General features: G+C 63.4%; 21 protein-coding genes. 13 read left to right on the top strand and 8 right to left on the bottom strand.

The features are described from left to right. Positions 1-190: 190 nt before the first annotated feature. Entirely contained in the window at positions 191-2,731 is a 2,541-nt protein-coding gene (locus tag EN869_RS24410; RefSeq protein WP_127229101.1) for an ABC transporter permease, read from the bottom strand. Continuing rightward, a complete protein-coding gene (locus EN869_RS24405; RefSeq protein WP_127229102.1) occupies positions 2,731-3,429 on the bottom strand; it encodes an ABC transporter ATP-binding protein in 699 nt (232 codons plus the stop codon). The genes EN869_RS24410 and EN869_RS24405 overlap by 1 nt, the downstream gene beginning before the upstream one ends. 82 nt (positions 3,430-3,511) lie before the next feature. On the opposite strand from EN869_RS24405, the gene EN869_RS24400 reads away from it, so the two are divergent. Together EN869_RS24400 and thpR are read left to right on the top strand one after the other, a co-directional pair. Then, positions 3,512-4,174 (top strand): arylesterase, encoded by a 663-nt coding sequence (locus tag EN869_RS24400; RefSeq protein ID WP_127229103.1) that lies wholly within the window; start codon positions 3,512-3,514, stop codon positions 4,172-4,174. Between the two features lie 119 nt (positions 4,175-4,293). Further along, positions 4,294-4,887: an RNA 2',3'-cyclic phosphodiesterase gene (thpR, locus tag EN869_RS24395; RefSeq protein WP_127229104.1), complete on the top strand. Its 594-nt coding sequence runs from the start codon at positions 4,294-4,296 to the stop codon at positions 4,885-4,887. Here the strand turns inward: thpR and EN869_RS24390 are convergent. After that, the gene (locus tag EN869_RS24390) at positions 4,794-5,303 is read right to left on the bottom strand and encodes a low molecular weight protein-tyrosine-phosphatase (protein ID WP_127229188.1); all 510 of its coding nucleotides are present in this window, start codon (positions 5,301-5,303) and stop codon (positions 4,794-4,796) included. The two genes, thpR and EN869_RS24390, sit on opposite strands and share 94 nt — an antisense overlap. 109 nt (positions 5,304-5,412) lie before the next feature. Between EN869_RS24390 and EN869_RS24385 the strand changes: the two genes are divergently transcribed. From EN869_RS24385 to EN869_RS24370, 3 genes are all read left to right on the top strand, one after another. After that, the gene (locus tag EN869_RS24385) at positions 5,413-5,706 is read left to right on the top strand and encodes a 4a-hydroxytetrahydrobiopterin dehydratase (RefSeq protein WP_127229105.1); all 294 of its coding nucleotides are present in this window, start codon (positions 5,413-5,415) and stop codon (positions 5,704-5,706) included. Positions 5,707-6,089: 383 nt separating this feature from the next. Further along, positions 6,090-6,452, top strand: coding sequence for a YkvA family protein (locus tag EN869_RS24375; protein ID WP_127229106.1), 363 nt, complete (start codon positions 6,090-6,092; stop codon positions 6,450-6,452). 257 nt (positions 6,453-6,709) lie between these two features. Beyond that, on the top strand, positions 6,710-7,216 hold the full coding sequence (locus tag EN869_RS24370; RefSeq protein WP_127229107.1) for an invasion associated locus B family protein: 507 nt from the start codon (positions 6,710-6,712) through the stop codon (positions 7,214-7,216). Positions 7,217-7,273: 57 nt separating this feature from the next. On the opposite strand, the gene EN869_RS24365 is transcribed toward EN869_RS24370, so the two are convergent. After that, positions 7,274-8,617: a chloride channel protein gene (locus EN869_RS24365; protein WP_127229108.1), complete on the bottom strand. Its 1,344-nt coding sequence runs from the start codon at positions 8,615-8,617 to the stop codon at positions 7,274-7,276. 191 nt (positions 8,618-8,808) lie between these two features. Then, positions 8,809-9,108 (bottom strand): hypothetical protein, encoded by a 300-nt coding sequence (locus EN869_RS24360; RefSeq protein ID WP_127229109.1) that lies wholly within the window; start codon positions 9,106-9,108, stop codon positions 8,809-8,811. Positions 9,109-9,512: 404 nt separating this feature from the next. On the opposite strand from EN869_RS24360, the gene rlmN reads away from it, so the two are divergent. From rlmN to EN869_RS24345, 3 genes are read left to right on the top strand one after another with little or no spacing between them, the layout of a single operon-like run. Then, on the top strand, positions 9,513-10,745 hold the full coding sequence (gene rlmN / locus EN869_RS24355) for a 23S rRNA (adenine(2503)-C(2))-methyltransferase RlmN (protein WP_127229110.1): 1,233 nt from the start codon (positions 9,513-9,515) through the stop codon (positions 10,743-10,745). Further along, complete coding sequence (locus EN869_RS24350; protein WP_127229111.1) at positions 10,742-11,209, top strand: hypothetical protein; 468 nt, start codon at positions 10,742-10,744, stop codon at positions 11,207-11,209. Before rlmN ends, EN869_RS24350 begins: the two co-directional genes overlap by 4 nt. 42 nt (positions 11,210-11,251) lie before the next feature. Then, positions 11,252-11,959, top strand: a complete 708-nt coding sequence (locus EN869_RS24345; RefSeq protein ID WP_127229112.1) for a GNAT family protein — start codon at positions 11,252-11,254, stop codon at positions 11,957-11,959. An 8-nt stretch (positions 11,960-11,967) separates the two neighbouring features. Here the strand turns inward: EN869_RS24345 and EN869_RS24340 are convergent, their stop codons facing one another. Both EN869_RS24340 and EN869_RS24335 read right to left on the bottom strand, forming a co-directional pair. Then, positions 11,968-12,654 carry an outer membrane protein gene (locus tag EN869_RS24340; protein WP_167498666.1) on the bottom strand — a complete coding sequence of 229 codons (687 nt, stop codon included), beginning with the start codon at positions 12,652-12,654 and terminating at the stop codon, positions 11,968-11,970. A 103-nt stretch (positions 12,655-12,757) separates the two neighbouring features. Then, positions 12,758-13,399 (bottom strand): LysE family translocator, encoded by a 642-nt coding sequence (locus tag EN869_RS24335; protein WP_127229114.1) that lies wholly within the window; start codon positions 13,397-13,399, stop codon positions 12,758-12,760. A 179-nt stretch (positions 13,400-13,578) separates the two neighbouring features. Between EN869_RS24335 and EN869_RS24330 the strand changes: the two genes are divergently transcribed. Beyond that, positions 13,579-14,802, top strand: a complete 1,224-nt coding sequence (locus EN869_RS24330) for an argininosuccinate synthase (RefSeq protein WP_127229115.1) — start codon at positions 13,579-13,581, stop codon at positions 14,800-14,802. A 164-nt stretch (positions 14,803-14,966) separates the two neighbouring features. Further along, positions 14,967-15,548: a hypothetical protein gene (locus tag EN869_RS24325; protein ID WP_245489557.1), complete on the top strand. Its 582-nt coding sequence runs from the start codon at positions 14,967-14,969 to the stop codon at positions 15,546-15,548. A gap of 90 nt (positions 15,549-15,638) precedes the next feature. Here EN869_RS24325 and EN869_RS24320 read toward each other — a convergent pair whose 3' ends face one another. Then, entirely contained in the window at positions 15,639-16,436 is a 798-nt protein-coding gene (locus EN869_RS24320; protein WP_127229116.1) for a lytic transglycosylase domain-containing protein, read from the bottom strand. A gap of 309 nt (positions 16,437-16,745) precedes the next feature. Between EN869_RS24320 and EN869_RS24315 the strand changes: the two genes are divergently transcribed. The 3 genes from EN869_RS24315 to EN869_RS24305 all read left to right on the top strand — a co-directional run bounded on the left by EN869_RS24315 (position 16,746) and on the right by EN869_RS24305 (position 19,720). Beyond that, positions 16,746-17,843, top strand: a complete 1,098-nt coding sequence (locus EN869_RS24315; protein WP_127229117.1) for a putative zinc-binding metallopeptidase — start codon at positions 16,746-16,748, stop codon at positions 17,841-17,843. Between the two features lie 167 nt (positions 17,844-18,010). Next, positions 18,011-18,622 (top strand): DUF1236 domain-containing protein, encoded by a 612-nt coding sequence (locus EN869_RS24310; protein WP_127229118.1) that lies wholly within the window; start codon positions 18,011-18,013, stop codon positions 18,620-18,622. Between the two features lie 147 nt (positions 18,623-18,769). Beyond that, positions 18,770-19,720, top strand: coding sequence for a type II CAAX endopeptidase family protein (locus EN869_RS24305; protein ID WP_127229119.1), 951 nt, complete (start codon positions 18,770-18,772; stop codon positions 19,718-19,720). Positions 19,721-19,885: the final 165 nt, after the last annotated feature.

The following is a 19,885-nucleotide window of genomic DNA, read 5'->3' as shown; positions in this document are numbered from 1 at the left end:
CATCCGCCGAACCAGGCGCCGCTGGCGGGGCTCCAGCATGCCTGCCGCGAAATATGATGGTTCTTGACGTCAAGAACAAGACGGTAACGGGCCGTAACGCTTTGTGAGATGGCGAAAGGCCGGTTTTCAGGCCTTCCGCGCGGCATTCTTACAAAGATTTAACCGGACGGACGCCTGGAAGCCCCTTCTGTCAGAGGTTGCGCAGCACCGGCGCCGCCTTGTGGCCGAGCACCCGCCAGGTGCCGGCAAGGCCGATGCCGACCGTCACGGTCAGCGAAACCAGGATCGTTGCCACCGCGACTTCCGGCATGAAGTGCGAGGGCAGCGTCATGATATGCGCCACGACGAACCAGGCGGCGATGCCGCCGGCGGCAAGCGCGAACAGCGCGGTTGCGAGACCGATCAGCACATATTCCAGCGAGAAGGCGGCAATCAGTGTTTGCCTTGTCGCGCCGAGCGTCTTCAGCACCACCGCGTCATGGATGCGCGCCCGGTTGCCTGCGGCAAGCGCCCCGGAGAGCACCAGCACCGAGGCGATCAGCGCCACGCCGGCGGCGGCGCGGATCGCCATGCCCAATTGCGCGACCAGCCGGTTGACGATGTCGAGTGCGTCCTTGACGCGCACCGTCGTCACCGCCGGGAAGGCACGGGTGACGGCGTTGAGCAGCCGCGCGTCGTCGGCGGTGGTGGCTTGTTTGTCGGTCAGCGTCGCCAGCCAGCCATGCGGCGCCCCGGCAAAGCTGTTGGGCGAGAACACCATGACGAAATTGATGCCGATCGTCTCCCATTGCACCTGGCGGAAATTGGCGATCTTGGCCGTGACATTGCGTCCGAGCACATTGACGGTCACGCTGTCGCCGAGCTTCAGCCCGATCGCCTTGCCTTCCTCGGCCGAGAATGACACCAGCGGCTCGCCGGAATAGTCCTGCGGCCACCACGTGCCCTCTGTCATCGTCGCGTTTTCCGGCTGTTTCGCGTCATAGGTCAGGCCACGGTCGCCGCGCAGCACCCAGGCGCCGTTGGCCGGGATCTTCACCTTGTCGACGTCGACGCCGTTGAGCGCCATGATGCGGCCGCGCAGCATCGGCACCTTGACCAGCGTTCCCCGAGGCGCCTCCTTGCCCACCAGGCTCGCGAAGGCGTCGACATCGCTGCTCTGGATGTCGACGAAGAAGAAGTTCGGCGCCCGCTCCGGCAGGCTGCCGGAAATCTGCCGCCTGAGGTTCCCGTCGATCAGCGCCAGCGTCACCAGCAGCGTCAGCCCCAGCCCAAGCGACAGCACCACCGACGGCGTCAGCGCGCCGGGCCGATGAATATTGCCGAGCGCCAGCCGCAGCGGAACCGAGCGCACGCGTGGGGTTTTGCTGGCGAGCCACTGCACCAGCACCGCCACCAGCCGCAGCACCAGGAAGGCAAAGACGGTGGCGCCGACGAAGATCGAGGCGATGCGGTAGTCGTTGGCCGAAAGGATCGCCAGCGCCGCCAGCGCGATGACGATCGCCAGCGCGGTACCCGCATAGGGCAGGCGCGGCAGGCCGCGGCTCTCGAACCCCATTTCGCGGAACAGCGCGGTTGCCGGCACGTCGCGGGCGCGGCCGAGCGGCAAAAGCGCGAAGGCCAGCGTCACCAGCAGGCCGAACAGCGCCGCAATCGCGAGCGCCCCTGGATAGAAGCCACCTTGCGCCGGCACGGGAATGACCGACTGCAGAAGCGCGCCCGCCACGAACGGCATCGCGGCGGCAAGGATCAGCCCGAGCACGATGCCGAGGCCCGCGATCAACAGGATCTGCACCAGATAGACGGTGAAGACGAAGCCGCCCGAGGCGCCGAGGCTCTTGAACGTGGCGATGACGCCGCGCTTACCGTCGAGATAGGCGCGCACGGCATTCGCCACGCCGACGCCGCCGACCACCAGCGCCGTCAGCCCGATCAGGGTCAGGAACTGCGAAAAGCGCTCGATGTTGGCGGAGAGCGCGGGCGCCGCATTGCTGCGCGTGCGGATCGACCAGCCCGCCTGCGGGAAATCCTTCGCGGCTTGAGTCTGGATATCCTTGATCCGCGCCTCGGACGTGCCGTCGGACAGCCGCACCTTGTAAGCGTTCTCGACCAGGCTGCCCGGCTGCACCAGGCCGGTCGCGCCAAGCCCCTGGCTGGAGATCATCAGCCTTGGCGCAAAGCCGAACCCGTCCGACACCGCATCCGGCTCGCTGATCAGCCTCGCGCGCAGCTCGAAGATGGCGCTGCCGAGCTTCAGCCTGTCGCCGATATGAAGATTGAGCCGCTCGAACAAAAGGTCGGGCGCGGCGGCGCCGAACACGCCTGATCTTTCGCCGAACAATTGCTCCTTCGGCAGCGCCGGATCCGTCTCCAGCGCGCCGTAGAGCGGATAGGCGTCGTCGACCGCCTTGGCTTCGACCAGCGCCTGGTCGGAGCCGTCCTCCAGCCGCGCCATCGAGCGCATGCCGGAGGTCTGCGAAACCGTGCCGAGGCCTCGGATGAAGCCGAGCTCGGCATTCGAGGCGCTGCGCTGGTTGATCTGGAAGCGCAGGTCGCCGCCAAGCAGCGTCTGGCCCTGATTGGCGACGCCGGCGGAGATCGCCTGCGCCACCGAATTGACGCCGCCGATCGCCGCGACGCCGAGCGCGATGCAGGCCAGGAAGATCATGAAGCCGGACAGCCCGCCGCGCATCTCGCGCAGCGAGATGCGGATGGCGAGCTTCAACGTCCGCATCAAGCAGGCACCTTCACCGGTTTGGCCGCGTCCTCGATGCGTCCCGAACGCATCGACACCTGGCGCGAACATCGGGCGGCAAGTGCCGGATCATGCGTGACCAGCACCAGCGTCATGCCGCGTTCCGCCGCCTTGGCGAACAGAAGATCGGCGATTTGCTTTCCCGTCGCCTGGTCGAGATTGCCGGTCGGCTCGTCGGCGATGAGGATGCGCGGCGACGGCGCCAGCGCGCGGGCGATCGCCACGCGCTGCTGCTCGCCGCCGGAAAGCTCGCCCGGATAGTGCGTCACACGGTCGCTCAGGCCGACCGCCGCAAGCTCGCGCGCGGCGACGCCGAACGGATCGACATGGCCGGCAAGCTCGAGCGGCACCGCGACATTCTCGAGAGCCGTCATGTTCGGGATGAGATGGAAGGACTGGAACACGATGCCAATGTTTCGGCCACGAAACGAAGCAATCTGGTCCTCGCTTTTGCCGTTGAGAAGCTCGCCGGCGATCCGTACCGTGCCCGAATCAACCCGTTCCAGACCGGCCAAAACCATCAGCAGAGTGGACTTGCCCGAACCCGACGGTCCAACAATGCCGGTGGCTTGCCCAGCCGCCACGTCGAGGCTCACGCCCTTCAGCACATGGACGGAGGACGCGCCCTCGCCGAGCGTCAGCGATACGTCCCTCAACGCGATGACGGCTTCTGTCACAATGAAAGCACCCTATATGTGGAAAAAGGAGACAGCTCGTGTCTCCTCATTCGGGTTGTATCGGTCATATGGGGCTCGCCGCATGGCATTCAAACATCGTTTTGCCGCAGCGCCCGTTGTTTTCGCAGCCCTCATCCTTTTCCTTGGCCTTTGCGGCGCCATTTCGTCGGCGCGCGCCGCCACCTTCACCGTCGTCGGCTTCGGCGACAGCCTGATGGCGGGCTACAGCCTTGGCCCGGGCCAGGGTTTCACCGACAGGCTGCAGGCGGCACTGAAGGCGAAGGGCCTCGACGTCACCGTCGCCAATGCCGGCGTCTCGGGCGACACGTCGAGCGGCGGGCTGGCGCGGCTCGACTGGTCGGTACCGGACGGCACAAGGCTGGTTATCCTCGAACTCGGCGCCAACGACATGCTGCGCGGCGTCTCGCCTGACATCGCCGAAAAGAACCTCGACGCCATGCTGGGCAAGCTGAAGCAGCGCAAGATCCCGGCAATGCTCGCCGGCATGCGCGCCGCGCCCAATCTCGGCGCAGACTACCAGAAGTCCTTCGACGACATTTATCCCAGGCTTGCCGAAAAATACGGCGTTCCGCTCTATCCGTTCTTCCTCGACGGCGTCGCCGGCCACCCCGACCTGCAGCTGGAAGACGGCCTACATCCCAATCCCCGGGGTGTCGACGTGATGGTCGAGCGCATCTTGCCCACCGTCGAGAAGGCCATTGCCGCGAATGGCGGTGCGTCGTGAGACCGAAAAAGTCACGCTTTCCGCTGGGGAAACTTTGTGGATAACAAACCGCTTGCCCCGCGCTTGCATCGATGATTCGCTAAGGCTGAGAGTTTCGATTCGAGGACAGGAGGCTTCACATGCCACGTCTTTTCACCGCCCTCGAAATTCCGCGTGATGCCGCTCTCTCGCTGTCCCTGCTCCGGGGCGGGTTGCCCGGGGCGCGCTGGATCGATGTCGAAAACTACCATCTGACCTTGCGCTTCATCGGCGATGTCGAAGGCCATGTCGCCGACGAGATCGCCAACGCCCTCGACAGGGTTCACCGCCTATCCTTCCAGATGACGCTCTCCGGCGTCGGCGCCTTTGGCGGCAAGAAACCGCATGCTGTATGGGCCGGCGTATCGGCCTCGCCGGATTTGACGGCGCTGCAGGGCGAAATCGACCGCATCTGCCAGCGGCTCGGTCTTCCGGCCGATCCGCGCAAGTTCTCGCCGCATGTGACGCTGGCGCGGCTGCGCAACGCAAGCCCGCTTGATGTCGCGCAATATCTGTCGGCGCGCGGCAACTTTTCCGCGCTGCCCTTCCGCGTCGGCCGCTTCGTGCTGATGTCGTCGCGCGATTCGGTGGGCGGCGGCCCCTACATCGTCGAGGAAGCGTGGCCACTGGTCGGCGAAACGCTGGCCTCGAGCCGCTTCGCCAGCGCCTCCGACGCCTCGCGGATCATGCGGTAGACGGAGGCGAAGGCCTCGGCGCCGTCATAATAGGGATCCGGCACGTCCACGGCCTTTCCCGTCGCGAAGTCCAGATAGAGATGGATCCGGTCGCGCGCGGCCGGCGGCGCCAGTGCCTTGAGGTCGCGCACGTTGGCCCTGTCCATGCCGAGGATCAGGTCGAAACGCGAAAAATCCTCCGGCAGCACCTTGCGCGCCCGCTGTCCCGAAAGGTCGACGCCATGCAGGGCGGCGACCGCGATCGAGCGCCGGTCGGGCTGCTCGCCGGCGTGCCAGCCGCCGGTTCCGGCCGAATCGATCAACAGGTCCCGGCCATGTCCGGCCAGAACGCCGCGAAACACGCCCTCAGCCAGCGGCGAGCGGCAGATGTTGCCGAGGCAGACGAACAGAATGGAATTTATGGGCTTTGCACTCATCGATCCGGCGGTTGTTCTCATGCATGTCGTCATCCCAAAACCGCCACGCACTTTTGGGCGACATGCACTATGGTGCGGGTCATTTTCCCGAATAGCACAGGAAACCGACATGACCAGAGAGAAACTCAGCAAGGACGCGATCGCCACTGCTCTGGCGGAACTCGAGGGCTGGTCGCTCGCCGCCGACGGCGCTTCCATCAAGCGCAGCTTCGTCTTCAAGAATTTTTCCGAGGCCTTCGCCTTCATGACCCGCGTGGCGCTGGCGGCCGAGAAGATGGACCATCACCCGGATTGGTCGAATGTCTACAAGACCGTCGACGTGACGCTGAACACCCATGACGCCGGCGGCGTGACGGCGCTCGATATCGAGCTCGCCAAGCGGATGAACCGGTATTTCGAGTAAGTTCGTGAAGCAGCGGCGCAGTGCAGGAGCGAAGGCATGTTGGGATGGGGTGAATACCAAAGCTGCTGAGACGCCGCATTCCCTCACACCCCCTCTGTCCTGCCGGACATCTCCCCCGTAAGGGGGAAATCAGGTGTCACCGCCGCTCTCGCCAATCGCAGACGTTGTAAGAAGAGCGCCGGCGACGAAGCTGCCAATCTCCCCCCTTGCGGGGGAGATGGCCGGCAGGTCAGAGGGGGGTGCTGTCCCGCCAGCATTTCGGATTTCTGAACCAATGCTGCGTTCTGAAGTCGCGAACTCTTGCAGCAGCCCCCCGCTTTCACCACATCTCCCCGCGGCGGCGGGCCGTTGCAACCATGCGCCCGGTCGCCAAGGAGCGATGGATGACGCAAGGTTCCGGTTTCGATTTTTTCGGCTTCGGCGATAAGTTGGCCAGCGAGGGTGAGGTCCGCGAGAAATTCTGGCGCACCGCCAAGAAGGCGGCGCGGCAGATTCCGTTCATGGACGAAGTGGTCGCCGCCTATTATTGCGCCCTGGACAAGGACACGCCGCTGCGCGCCAAGGCTACCCTGCTCGGCGCTTTGGGCTATTTCGTCCTGCCGTTCGATTTCATTCCCGATTTCGTCGTTGGCCTCGGCTACACCGACGATCTTGCCGTGCTGACCGCGGCCATCGCCGCCGTCAGCGCCCATATCACGCCTGCCCACAGGCAGGCCGCCAGGGACGCGCTGGCCGACAGGAACTGACCGCGGCTTGGCTTCACGCCAGCAATCAGCGCGTGCGAAAAGACAAACTCTTGCCGTTTTCGTGGCCTCCAACTCCGCGCCGGGACGTCGCGCCAGCCGCTTTCATCGGTGGCGGCGTGAATGGTGGCGGTTTCCTGGGGTGGGTTCCTTTTCTTCGAGGGCAATTCACCGTTTGGTAACCCTGATTAAATCAAAATGAAGCGACGGCAGGACGCTAGGCGATCCGCCTCCGCACCATTTGGAATACGGGAAGAACGATGCGCGGATTGATTGCTACAGTTTCCAGCCTGGTCCTGGTGGCCGCCTTCGCCGCGCCGGCCCTGGCGCAGCAGGCGACCAAGATCGGCCAGCACAATGCCTGGGGCACCTACAGCTATCAGTCGAAGGCCGGCAAGGTCTGTTACGTGCTGACCGTGCCCACCGACAAGCAGCCCCCATCGCTCGATCATGGCGACATGTTCTTCTTCGTCAGCCAGCGGCCCGGACAGCAGGTCTCCTACGAGCCGCAGTTCATCGCCGGCTACAACTTCCAGGAAGGTTCGAAGGCAACCGTCACCATCGACAAGAAGTCGTTCTCGATGTTCACCCGCGGCAAGTCCGCCTGGGTCGAGAACGCCGCGGAAGAGCCGGTGCTGATCGCCGCCATGAAGACCGGCACCGACATGAAGGTGCAGGCGAAGTCCGGTCGCGGCAACCCCACCTCCTACGTCTTCTCGCTAAAGGGCATCTCGGCCGCGCTGTCCTCGATCGCCAAGTGCAAGTAAGCAGGAACCTGACAAAAGGGCGGCCTTGATGGCCGGCCTTTTGCTTTGGAATGGCGTTCAGCCCTGTGCCGGAATCTCCGCCCTGCGTCGCCGGATCGCTTCGGCCACAAAGACGCGCGACAACGCATGATAGAGCGGCTCGTTGGAAATCAGCCTGGCCGTGCCGTAACCGAGCATCGCCGCGCACATCAGTGCGATCACATTGTCGTGGTTGCCGGTCATTTCGAGAATGATGACGAAGGCCGTCATCGGCGCCTGCACGACGCCGGCGAAGTAGCCCGCCATGCCGAGCAGCGCCGCAGTTCCCGCGGCCGCGCCGAAGACCAGCCCGAGCGTGCTGCCGAGACCGGCGCCGACCGCCAATGACGGGGCGAAAATGCCGCCCGGAATGCCGGATACCATCGACAAGAGGCCGGCGGTGAATTTCTCGACGAAGAAGATTGCCGGCAGTGGCGTGCCTTCGATCGCGCCGCGCGCCTGCGTGTAACCGGTGCCGAAGGTCAGCCCTCCCGAGGCGATGCCGATCGCGGCCACGGCCAGTCCGCAGACGCCCGCCACGAGCAGCGTGCGCGGCAGCGGCTGCAGCGCGTTCCAGCGCCGGATACGCCGCATGACCTTCAGCGCCAGCAGCGAGAACAGCGCGCCGACACCGCCGCCGATGATGCCGCAGGCCAGCACCAGCGGCCAGTCGCTGGCAAACGCCACCGTATCCTTGGCGACGCCGAAATAAGTGTAGTTGCCGAGCAGCCCCAGCGAGGCGAGGCCGGCCAGGATCACCGCCGTCAGCACCAGCCCATTGGTGCGCGCCTCATAAGCGCGGCCCATCTCCTCGATCGCGAAGACGATGCCGGCGAGCGGCGTGTTGAAGGCGGCGGCGATGCCTGCCGCCGAACCAGCCAGGATCAGGCCGCGTGCCTGCGCCATGCAGCCCCAGCGCGCCGCCTGCAGCATCACCGAAGCGCCGACCTGCACCGTCGGCCCTTCGCGGCCGATCGAGGCGCCGCAGGCGAGGCCGACGACGGTGAGCGCGATCTTGCCCACCACCAGCCTGAGCGACAGGATATGGCTGCGATCGTCCTCGTCGCGCAGATGCCGCGCCGCGATCGCCTGCGGAATGCCGCTGCCTTGCGATCCCGGGAAGAAGGCATGCGCCAACCAGGCGCAGACGACGAAGCCGATCGGTGTCACGACCAGCGGCAGATAAAAACGCCAGCCGTCATTGCCGGTCATGACATGGAACAGGGCCTGCGCGCGGTCGGCCAGCAATGCGAACAGGACGCTGATCAGGCCGATCGAGATGGCACCGGCCCAGAAGACCAGACGCGGTTGCCAGACGCGCCGCGATATCCACATGGCGTGGGAACGCCGCAGCAAGCGGTATTTTCGGGATATGCCGGCCATGACGAGCCTCTTGGTGGTAGGCCCGGCCTAGCACAATAACGCAGCCGATCAACCCGCGAGGGTAGACGCGATGCTATGCCAATCGGTCAAGGAGCGGTGATGAAGGATCACAGCTCGAGGGATTGCCGGATGGCGGATAAACCCGCCGGCGTACCGGCCGGCGGGGAGGTCGGCACGCGGGATCGGCGAGTTCACATCGCCATTTTTTCACATTCCGCCTGGGCCTTCTTGGTCGACGTGTCGATCATATAGGCTTTGCCCTTGGCATCGGTGATCATCATCATGCAGTGCTTGATCGGCTTGGCCATTTTCATCATTTCGGCGCTCATCTTGGCGTCCGGCATCATGGTGCCCATGTGACCGTCCGGCATGATCGCCGTCACCTGGCCACCCTTCATCATGGTCATGGCGCCCATCGTGTCTTCGGCCAAGGCCTGCGAAGCGGAAAGACCGACGAGGCCGGCAATGAGAACGAGCTTGATCGAATGCATCCGGAAACTCCCATTGTTGAGGGGCATGGTCGCCCCTTTCAGGTTCGTGGACGCGCTTCGATTGGTTACATCAACACGAATATGTGATCGATTTTCAGCCGACAGCAGCCGGTCGCATTCCACCCGGCACGGGTCAAGATTTGTTGACCTCTGTGCCAGCCGAAATCGCTACCGCTTCGCATCGGATGGCCGCGCGAAGCTCCGCTCGGATGAGGGGTGCTGCAGCGGATTGGGACGTTGGCGTCCCCGAAACACCCTCAATCGTCTCGGCGCTGCGCGCCGATCCACCGCAAGGGGAGAAGGAAAGCCAGGCGCATGACTCCGCCGCCAAGCTGTGCTATGCGCCGCGCTTCCTGTCCGGCCGGTGCTGAAATCGGCCGCAAATCGCTTATATTGGCGCCACCATGACCGTTTCGCTTGACCTTACCGCCGAAGGCGCCCGTGACGCTTTGCGCCGCGCAACGCAAGCTGAGAAGCCGTCGCTGATCGGCCTGACCCGTGCAGAGCTCGGCGAAGCGCTTGTCGGGGCCGGCATCGTGCCGCAGCGCCAGGCGAAAATGCGCGCCCAGCAGCTCTGGCACTGGATGTATGTGCGCGGCGTCTCCGACTTCGCGCATATGTTCAACATCTCCAAGGACCTGCGCGCCGCGCTCGACAAGCATTTCACCGTGGCGCGGCCCGAGATCGTCGAGGAGCAGATCTCTTCCGACGGCACGCGCAAATGGCTGTTCCGCTTTCCGCCGCGCGGCGCCGGCCGCCCGGTCGAGATCGAGACCGTCTACATTCCCGAGGAGGGCCGCGGCACGCTCTGCATCTCCTCGCAGGTCGGCTGCACGCTGACCTGTTCCTTCTGCCACACGGGCACGCAGAAGCTGGTGCGCAACCTGACGACGGAAGAGATCCTGGCGCAGCTGCTCACCGCGCGCGACCGGCTCGGCGACTTCCCCGACCGAGACACACCGGACGGCGCCATCGTGCCGGCCGAGGGCAGAAAAGTTTCCAACATCGTCATGATGGGCATGGGCGAGCCGCTCTACAATTTCGAGGCGGTGAAAAAGGCGCTTTTGATCGCATCCGACGGCGACGGGCTGTCGCTGTCGAAGCGCCGCATCACGCTGTCGACTTCCGGTGTCGTGCCCGAGATCGCCCGCACCGGCGAGGAGATCGGCGTCATGCTGGCGATCTCGCTGCACGCCACCAATGACGACCTGCGCGACCTTCTGGTGCCGATCAACAAGAAGTTCCCGCTGAAAGAGCTGATCGCCGCGTGCAAGGCCTACCCCGGCCTCTCCAATGCCAAGCGCATCACCTTCGAATATGTGATGCTGAAGGACGTCAACGATTCCCTCGAGGATGCCAAGGCGCTGGTCAAGCTGCTCAAGGGCATTCCGGCCAAGATCAACCTGATCCCGTTCAACCCCTGGCCCGGCACCAACTACCAGTGCTCGGACTGGGAGACGATCGAGAAGTTTGCCGACTACATAAACAATGCCGGCTACGCCTCGCCGATCCGCACCCCGCGCGGCCGTGACATACTCGCCGCCTGCGGCCAGCTCAAGTCGGAGTCCGAGCGCATGCGCAAAGTCGACCGGCTGGCGCTGGAAGCCATGATGATCGCGGGGCACGGCGAGGCGTGAGGCGCATTATCGCCTATCTCGTCCGCTTCGCCATCATCCTGATCGGCTATCTCGTTGGCTCGCTGGCGGCGAGCGCTTTCCTCAACGCGCTTTTCCTCGGCCATTTCGGCTATGCGCTGGAGCCAGGCCACCCGACGATCGCGCCGGCGCTCTATTTCTCGGTGCCGTTCGTGGCGCTGTTCGTCGCCTATTTCGCCTTCATGCCGGCGGCCGTCGTGATCCTGGCGGCCGAGGTGCTTGGCCGGCGCGACTGGCTGTTTTACGCGCTGGGCGGCGCGGCCGTCGCCATCGTCTTTCTCGGCTTCGTGCATAATGTGGGCGATGCCGATTTCGATGTGACCGACACCAGCGTGAGGTTGGCCGTGATCGGCAGCGGCATGGTCGGCGGCATCTTTTACTGGCTCTCCGCCGGCCGCTGGGCCGGAAGCTGGCGCCGCGAGGCGTTGCCGGATCCTGAGCCCTGAGCTTTTGGGATCGGGCTCGCCTGGATTGATGCAAACTTCGCCTTGACCGGCGCTGCATGCTCTCGCATCAGTGTATTCATGCCTAAAATGCCGCAACCGGGCGCCAAGCCCCTAATCACCCCACTTGCAGCACAGGGACTGAGGCCTGTCTTTGTCGACCGGTGGAGTGACAAGATCCGAATCCGCACGCTGAGGCCAGCCGACGTGACAACTGAGATCGCGGCCTGGCTTACCGATCCCGCTGTGATGGAAGGATTGAATGCGCCGCAAAAGGCGATGGGCCTCGATGCCTTCCGGACCTATGTCGCAAGCTTCGACAATCTGAAGCGCAATCTCATGACGATCCTCGGCCTGCCACACGGCCAGCCGCTTGGCCTGGCCGTCATGGAAGTCGACCTCAGGCACCGGCTCGGCTCTCTGCATTTGATCGTCGGCGATCCGGAGAACCGGGGTAAGAATGTGGCATTTGAGGCATCGGCCGTTCTTCTCCGGCACTTCTTTCGCGAAAGAAAACTCGAGAAGGTGACCTTTCAGCCATTGGCCCGGAACAAAGCCGCGATCGCCGTATGCGAACGGTCTGGGCTGCGCCTCGAGGGTACGCTGCGAGCGCATCGCATAGATGGTCGCACCGGCGAACGCCTCGACCAGATGCTCTATGCGCTGACCTTGGAGGAATACGACGAACGCATTCGGTCGTTGGAGGCGGCGGGTATGGTTCGCCCGTTCTCCGGCCCGGGCCTCCCGGCATGAGGACTGTTCTAGAACCGGTACGCTAAGCCGAACTTTATCGTGTCGAGGGATGGTCGAAAGCTCGCGCCTGCCGTGCCGCCCGGCCCTGGTTCGATCTCATCGAATATGTAGTGGAGATATTCCGCTTTCAGCGACCATTTGTCGGCCAATGCGTATTCGGTGCCGATGCCGAAGACGCCGCCCAACTTTACACCGGAAAAATCCGAGCGCGAAGCCGAGGAAAATGGAGGAAACGGAACGAAAACGCTTGAATAGGATGTCGCCTGAAAGTGACCTGCCGCTATACCACCCGTCGCAAAAGCGAGCCAACGGTCAGTCACCGCGTAGCCCGCGCGCGCTCGTGCGGTCGCGACCCAGTCGACATCGTAGGTATAGGCCTCACCCTTTCCGCCGGTGAATGCAGCCTGGTCGCCAAATTCCGTGTCGTGCATGCCGACGAAATCGAAATCGCCGACGACGCCGTAGACGAACTTTCCGCTCTGCCAATCATGCCCGGCATAGATGCCGCCGAGATACCCGTCTTTGTGGTAGGTGTCGTCGAAGTTGGTCGTATCGGCGCCGAAGTGGACCGAGGAACCAGCATAGCCACCTTCGATACCGATGTAGGATCCTGACCAATTGTAAGATGCGTCCTGGGCATGAGCCCCGCCAACCAGCCCGATCACTGCGGCCGACGCCAACAATATGATTCTCATGCAATCCCCCGAACCCTGGAGCCTTCTTAACGCAGGCCGATTTGCGGTTGCAATATCAAAAGACATGCGCCGTCGCGGCTATATGGACATTCTGAAGAACGGCTTACTTCGCCTGCGCCGTCAGGATCTTGAGCGCGAAGGCCGAGAACACGCCACAGAACAGATAGTCGAGCACACGCGTCATACGCGGGCTGGCCTTCATCGCCGCCGAGAACTTCTCCGCCGCCAGCACCATCGGCACGGTCACCGGGGTCGACAGCACGACGAACATCACGCCGAGGAAGAGCAGCTTTCCGGACGCGTTGGGATCGTGCGCGGAGACGAATTGCGGCAGGAAGGTCATGAAGAACAGGATGATCTTCGGGTTGAGCAGGTTGATGCCGAGCCCTGCCACCCAGCTGCGCAACAGCGAAACTTGTGGTCCCGTGCTCTTCTGCGGCGAGAAGGCCGACCCCTTCGTCACCGCCTGGAAAGCCAGGACCACCAGATAGCCGGCGCCGAAAATCTTGAGGACGAAGAAGGCCATCGGCGAGGCGACGATCAGCGCCGAGATGCCGACCACCACCAGCATGGTGTGGATCAGCGTGCCGGTGAGCGCGCCGGCCAGGGAGGCGAAGCCAGTGGCGCGGCCCTGGCTCAGCGTGCGCGACACGAACAGCGTCATATCCGGTCCCGGCGTGATCGCCAGGATGATTGTGGCAATGGCGAACTGGATAAGGGTCGAAGTGTCGGGAATGAAGGACATGGGGCGCCTCGCAATGGGGTCGCGCGGCCTATAACGCGGCGTCTTTTGCCTCGCCAGGGTCTGCCTCGGCAAACATCTGGCCCAGCCCGCGTCATGGCCATGCGCCCCTTCGTCTCTTGCGCCGCCCGGAAGGGCCGTGATACCTCGCCCGCGAAACTTTTCCCTGCGGACCCGTCAAAATGTCGAAGATCAAGAACGTCAAGAAAGTCGTGCTCGCCTATTCCGGCGGTCTCGACACCTCCATCATCCTGAAATGGCTGCAGACCGAGCTCGGCGCCGAAGTCGTCACCTTCACGGCCGATCTCGGCCAGGGTGGCGAGCTGGAGCCGGCGCGCAAGAAGGCCGAGATGATGGGCATCAAGGATATCCGCATCGTCGATGTGCGCGAGGAGTTCGTCGCCGACTTCGTCTTCCCGATGTTCCGCGCCAACGCCGTCTATGAAGGCACTTACCTGCTCGGCACTTCGATCGCCCGGCCGCTGATCTCCAAGCATCTGGTCGAGATCGCGAAAGAGACCGGCGCCGACGCCATTGCCCATGGCGCCACCGGCAAGGGCAACGACCAGGTCCGCTTCGAGCTTTCGGCCTATGCGCTCAACCCCGATATCAAGGTCATCGCGCCGTGGCGCGACTGGTCCTTCAAGTCGCGCACCGACCTGATCAACTTCGCCGAGCAGCACCAGATCCCGGTGGCGAAGGACAAGCGCGGCGAAGCGCCCTTCTCGGTCGACGCCAACCTTTTGCACTCCTCCTCAGAGGGCAAGGTGCTCGAGGATCCGTGGGGCGAGCCTCCGGAATTCGTGCATCAGCGCACCGTCTCGCCGATGGACGCGCCCGACGCCGTCACCGAAATCGAGATCGAGTTCCTGAAGGGCGACCCGATTGCGCTGAACGGCAAGAAGCTGTCGCCGGCCACGATGCTGGCGGCGCTGAACGACCTCGGCCGCGACAACGGCATCGGCCGCCTCGACCTGGTCGAGAACCGCTTCGTCGGCATGAAGTCGCGCGGCGTCTATGAGACGCCCGGCGGCACCATCCTGATCGCCGCTCATCGGGCGATCGAATCGATCACGCTCGACCGGGGCGCGGCGCACCTCAAGGACGAGTTCATGCCGCGCTATGCCGAACTCATCTATAACGGATTCTGGTTCTCGCCCGAGCGCGTCATGCTGCAGGCGATGATCGACAAGAGCCAGGAAGACGTCGAAGGCACGGTGCGGCTGAAGCTCTACAAGGGCAATGTCATCGTCACTGGCCGCAAGTCGAAAAAGACGCTTTATTCCGACGCGCTTGTCACCTTCGAGGACGACCGCGGTGCCTACGATCAGAAAGACGCCGAGGGTTTTATCCGGCTGAACGGACTTCGGCTGCGGACGCTGGCTGCGAGAAACCGCAAGCACTGATATATTTTGCCGATACGGCAGCGATCAAACGACCCGGCGGAAACGCCGGGTTTCTATTTCGGGTATCTAATATAAGAAAAGTTCAGACCGCTTCCGAGAAATTATCGTTTGACCTTTCCGCCGCTCAAATTAAGTTCACCAGTGGGACGCGGGGAGTTTTGACAGTGAAAAGCAGTATTTCTCTTTTGATTGCGGCAGCATTGACCTTGATGACGTGCGGATCCTCGCAAGCAGGCGCGAAGCAGGCGCCTGAGGCTAATTTGGACGGGTGCGTCTCCGCTGTCCATTTATGGAGCATCACGTTCAAGCACGAAATGGCCTCTTTCATGGGCGTCTCGCAAGAACGCATGCCGGCCTTGTTCTGCCAGCGCATAGCCGAGGGGATACGCAGCGGGCGGATCAGCTACTCCGACATAAACAGGTTGCAGCTCGACCAACCGACCGAAATCTGGTTGGTCATCAAGGGTAAGTCAAAGGCGGCGGCTGCGGCCACGCCGGCGCCGCAAACGTCCAGCTTCCGTACCTGCTACCGCGACAACGGCGCTTTCCAAGTTCCCATTTCGCAGCAATGCCCGTTGAGTGGCCACGCGCGTTCCGACCAACCAACAGAAATGGACACTAGGGTCAGCGCGAAGCCGGCCTCGGCGCCACGATCGTCCCGGTTCCGCAACTGCAGCGGTATTGATGGCGCGTTCCAGGTTCCCATTTCCCAGAAATGCCCGTTGAGCGGCTGGGCGCATTATTGAGGGCGATGATCGTCGTTCGGGTTCGACGCGTGCTCCACAAACAAAAGCCCGGCGCATGGCCGGGCTTTTTCGCGAAATGACTTATGTACATCAGGGAGCGTCGATCGCCTCGGCGATGTTGGCGATCGCCTGCTGATAGACGCTTGCCGAATTCCAGCCGGCGATCGCGCCCATATTGGCCTGATAGCTCGCTCCGGCACGCCAGCCATGCCCCTTGAGGAAGTTTGCGGTCGAGGCGAGCGCGGTGTTGCGATCGCGCAGATTGCCGCTGCCTACGCCATATTTCAGCACGTTTCCGGGCAGGAACTGCGTATGGCCGATCTCACCATGCATGGCGCCGACCGAGGAGGCGCTGAGCGCGCCGCGATCGACCAGCTTGAGCGCGGCGATGGCATGTGGTTTGAAATAATCCGGGCGGCGGCAATCATAGGCCAACGTCACGATCGCCGAAACCGTGTTCTGGTTGCCCATGGAGGCGCCGAAACCGGTTTCCATGCCCCAGATGGCCAGCAGCACGCCCGGCGGCACGCCATAGGTTTGCTCGATATTGGCGAACATCGCCGCGTTCGCCTTCTTCAGCGCGCGTCCCCTCGAGATGATTGCGGATGCGCCGCGTCGCTGCATGAAGCTTTCCACCGAGCCGCTGAACGCCTTGTGGATCGCCCGGTCGGCGGCGATCGTCCTGGTTGCGTAGGTGGCACCCGCCAGCGCGGACAGGCCCCTCTGGCCGACACCCTCGGCTCTGGCCTCGCCGGCAAAATCCTGTTTCCAGGCGTCAAACCCGGCGCCGTTCTTCCCACAGCTCGGAGCCGCCTCGGCGCCCGCCGCCAGCCCAAGCACCACCGCCGCGGCGGCCACAAAAATCCTACCCTTGGCAAAAAATGCCATGCCTTTCTCTCCTGGTTGCCTGAATCACGTCCCGGTTGCGAATCTGCCAGCGAAACGCCGGGTTGTCACCGCCCCCACCGGGGATGCGGCGCCCGACACTGGCGAAAGACAGGCAATTTGCCTACGATCAAGGACTAACTGTGGCGGGCTTGCCTCATGGAAGACGTTGATGTCGTGATCATGGCGCCGGTTGGGCGGGGCTTGCTGCGGCGAAGACGCTTCGCGCGGCGAGATAGCACTGGAACGTCGGATGTCGGCAGGCGTTAGAGCCCGAGTCCATCTCCACGTTCCGACCTTGCGGGATCACGCATGAAGCTGTTCGACTGTCCCTATTGCGGGCATCGCCTCTATTTCGAGAATGCCCAATGCCTGAACTGTTCCAGCCTGGTGCTCTATGACCCAGAGCGAGCAAACTTCGTGCTCAGCGGCAAGGACGGCGTTTTGCCGTGCGGCAATGCCGACGAATGCGCTTGCAACTGGCGCGCCGAGAGTGGCCGGACTTTCTGCCGCGCCTGCGCCCTCAACCAGGTCATCCCCGACCTTTCCATCGACGGCAACCGCCAGCGCTGGATCCGGGTCGAGGCGGCAAAAAAACGCGCCGTCTATTCGCTTCTGGCTTTTGGCTTGCCGGTCGTGCCCAAGGTCAATCCAGAGGACGAGGCCGGCCTCGCCTTCGACTTCCTCGCCGATCCGATCGGCGCCGGTCCGGGCGGCGAGCGCATACTGACCGGCCACGACAATGGCCTGATCACGCTCAACGTCGCCGAGGCGGATTCGGCCGAGCGTGAAAGGCGGCGGATCGAGATGGGCGAGAATTACCGCACCTTGCTCGGTCATTTCCGCCACGAGCTCGGCCATTATTACTGGGATCGGCTTATCCGCGACGATGCGGATCGACTTCTGGCGTTCCGCGCCTTGTTCGGCGACGAACGGGCCGGTTACGAGGAGGGCCTGAAGGCCTATTACGCCAATGGCGCGCCGCCCGACTGGCAGCAGCGCCACATCTCGGCCTATGCGACGTCGCATCCTTGGGAGGACTGGGCCGAGACCTTCGCGCATCACCTCCACATAACCGACACGCTTGAAATGGTGCATGCGCTGAGTTTTCCGCTGGGGCGGCTGGAGACGGTGGATGCCGATGCCATCCCACGCGGCGACACTGGCGGGCGCTTGCAGCCTGCGCCCACCGATCCCGATCCGGCACCGGAACCGTTCGAAAAAATCCTGGCCCGCTGGCTCGTGCTCTCTGAAGCCTCCAACTCCATCAACCGCTGCATGGGCCTGCCGGACCTTTACCCCTTCGTGATTTCCGAGGTGACGGCGAAGAAGCTGAGCTTCGTGCACGATCTTTTGACCGGTTCGCCGACAAACCCTGGAACAATTCGTGAGCGGGCGACTGCGCTTTAGCCGGAACGCATAAGCCTCTGTTTCGTTTCCGAGCCCTAGAGCATGATCCCAAAAAGTGGAAACCGGTTTTCGGAAAAGATCGTGCTCAACAAAGGAGCTGGATCAGGATGACGTTTCAACGAGGCGTCATCCTGATCCAGGGAGCGTTGAAAACGGAGTGAAAAACCATGAAACGCATGTTGTTTCCGGCGCTTGCCGGTGCGCTGCTTACTATCTCGAGCGCCGCTTTCGCCGACACCCCCGTCTCGGCCGTGACCGATCTCAACGTCCGCGCCGGCCCCGGCCCGCAATATCCGGTCATCGGCGTGTTGGCGGCCGGCCAGTCGGCCACCCTTAACGGCTGCATCGAAGGCAGCAAATGGTGCACGATCGCCGAAGCCGGCGGCAAGGGCTGGGTTTATTCCGACTATGTGACGGGTGATTTCGGCGGCAGCCGCGTTGTCGTGACACGCCGGCCGGCCAATGCCGGCATCGCCGTCGTGGCCCCGCCGACCGACAACATCTACACGACGGACACCTACACCGGCGCTATCGTTTCGGGCGACGACGCAGATGCCATCGAGTCGATCGGGAGGCCGCCGGCCGAGGTCGGCACCTATGTCACCACGCACCGGGTCGATCCGGTCTATCTCGACGGCGAGGTGGTGACCGGCGCCACGCTGCCCGACACGGTCGAGCTGCGCGAAATCCCGGACTACCGGTACCGCTACGTCTATGTGAACAACCAGCCGGCGCTGGTCGATCCTGGCACGCGACGCATCGTCTATGTGATGCGCTGATTGAGCGGGATTGCTGCGAAAAGAGCGGCCGCCAGCGATGGTGGCCGTTTTCGTTGGCACGTGCCGCCGTGCTCGCAGGCAGGGTAATTGCGCGGTAACCACTGATCGCCAAGATCACACGGCCAAAGCGTTCGGCAGGGGAACCGCGTGACGATCGAAAATGCCGCCTTCGAGGGCTATCGCCGCTCGCCGAACGCCAGGACCAATCTACTTCGCCTGTTCGTCGGGACGATGATCGTCGTCGCCTTCTGGATGGCCGCGACGGCATTGGTGCTGTTCGCCGGCACCTATGCCTACATCGTGTGGCGTCTTCCCGGCCCCTCGACCGGGCGCTACATGCAGGACTTTCTGGCATCGCCCGTCGGAATCTTGAGCGCCCTGACCTCCTTTGCCGGTATCTGGATCGGCCTGTGGGTGGCGATGCGCTTCGTTCACGGCGAGCCGCTTTCGGCGCTTTTCGGCGTCACCCGCCGCATCGCCCGCGGCGATTTCCTCAAGGGCCTGATCGCTGTCCTGATCACCTCGCTGTTTTCTGAGGTGCTGCTTTATTGGCTGCAGCCGGAGATCGCGCGCGGACCGATCGCCTTTTCGTCCTGGTTGCTCTTCCTCGTGCCGATCGTGCTGCTCGCGTTCCTGCAGACCTCTTCGGAGGAAATGCTGTTTCGCGGCTATCTGCTGCGCGGGCTTGCCTGTCGCTTCAGAAGCCCGCTGATCTGGGCGGTGCTGCCTGGCCTGCTGTTCACCTCGCTGCATTGGAATACGGCCTCGACGCTGGCCATCAATGCCAGTGTCTTCATCTCGATCGGCATCTTTGCCCTGCTGCTCACGCTGCTGGTCCATGTCACCGGCAATCTCGGCGCCGGCTTCGGCGCGCATCTCGGCAACAACCTGACCGGCTTCCTGCTGATCTCGCACCAGGAGGGCTATAATGGCTTCGCCCTCCTCAATGCCAAGCCGCTCGAAGGCCCCGGCTGGACCGGTTGGGACGCGGTGCTCATCGCCGCCATCGGCATCGTCAGCACGCTTTTGACGATGCTTTTGCTTTTGCATCGGCGTTCGCCGCTCAGGGTCGGGGCGAGCAGCCAAGGCGCCCTTTAAGCCGCCTCAGATCGCGGCGTTTGGCCCGGATTTGGGTCTTTGTTTTTGATATATGTCGTTGCCGCAAAACCGCTGCGCACTTTTGCGCGACATGCATTGGCCTTGACTCCGCGGCGGATTTCCTGTCTAGAGCCGCTGAATTTCCGCGACGAGTTTTCTTTCGCG

Origin of the sequence: Mesorhizobium sp. M2D.F.Ca.ET.226.01.1.1 (genome assembly GCF_004022705.2) — a bacterium.
Taxonomy (GTDB): domain Bacteria; phylum Pseudomonadota; class Alphaproteobacteria; order Rhizobiales; family Rhizobiaceae; genus Mesorhizobium.
This window is presented reverse-complemented; position numbering and strand designations above follow the sequence as displayed.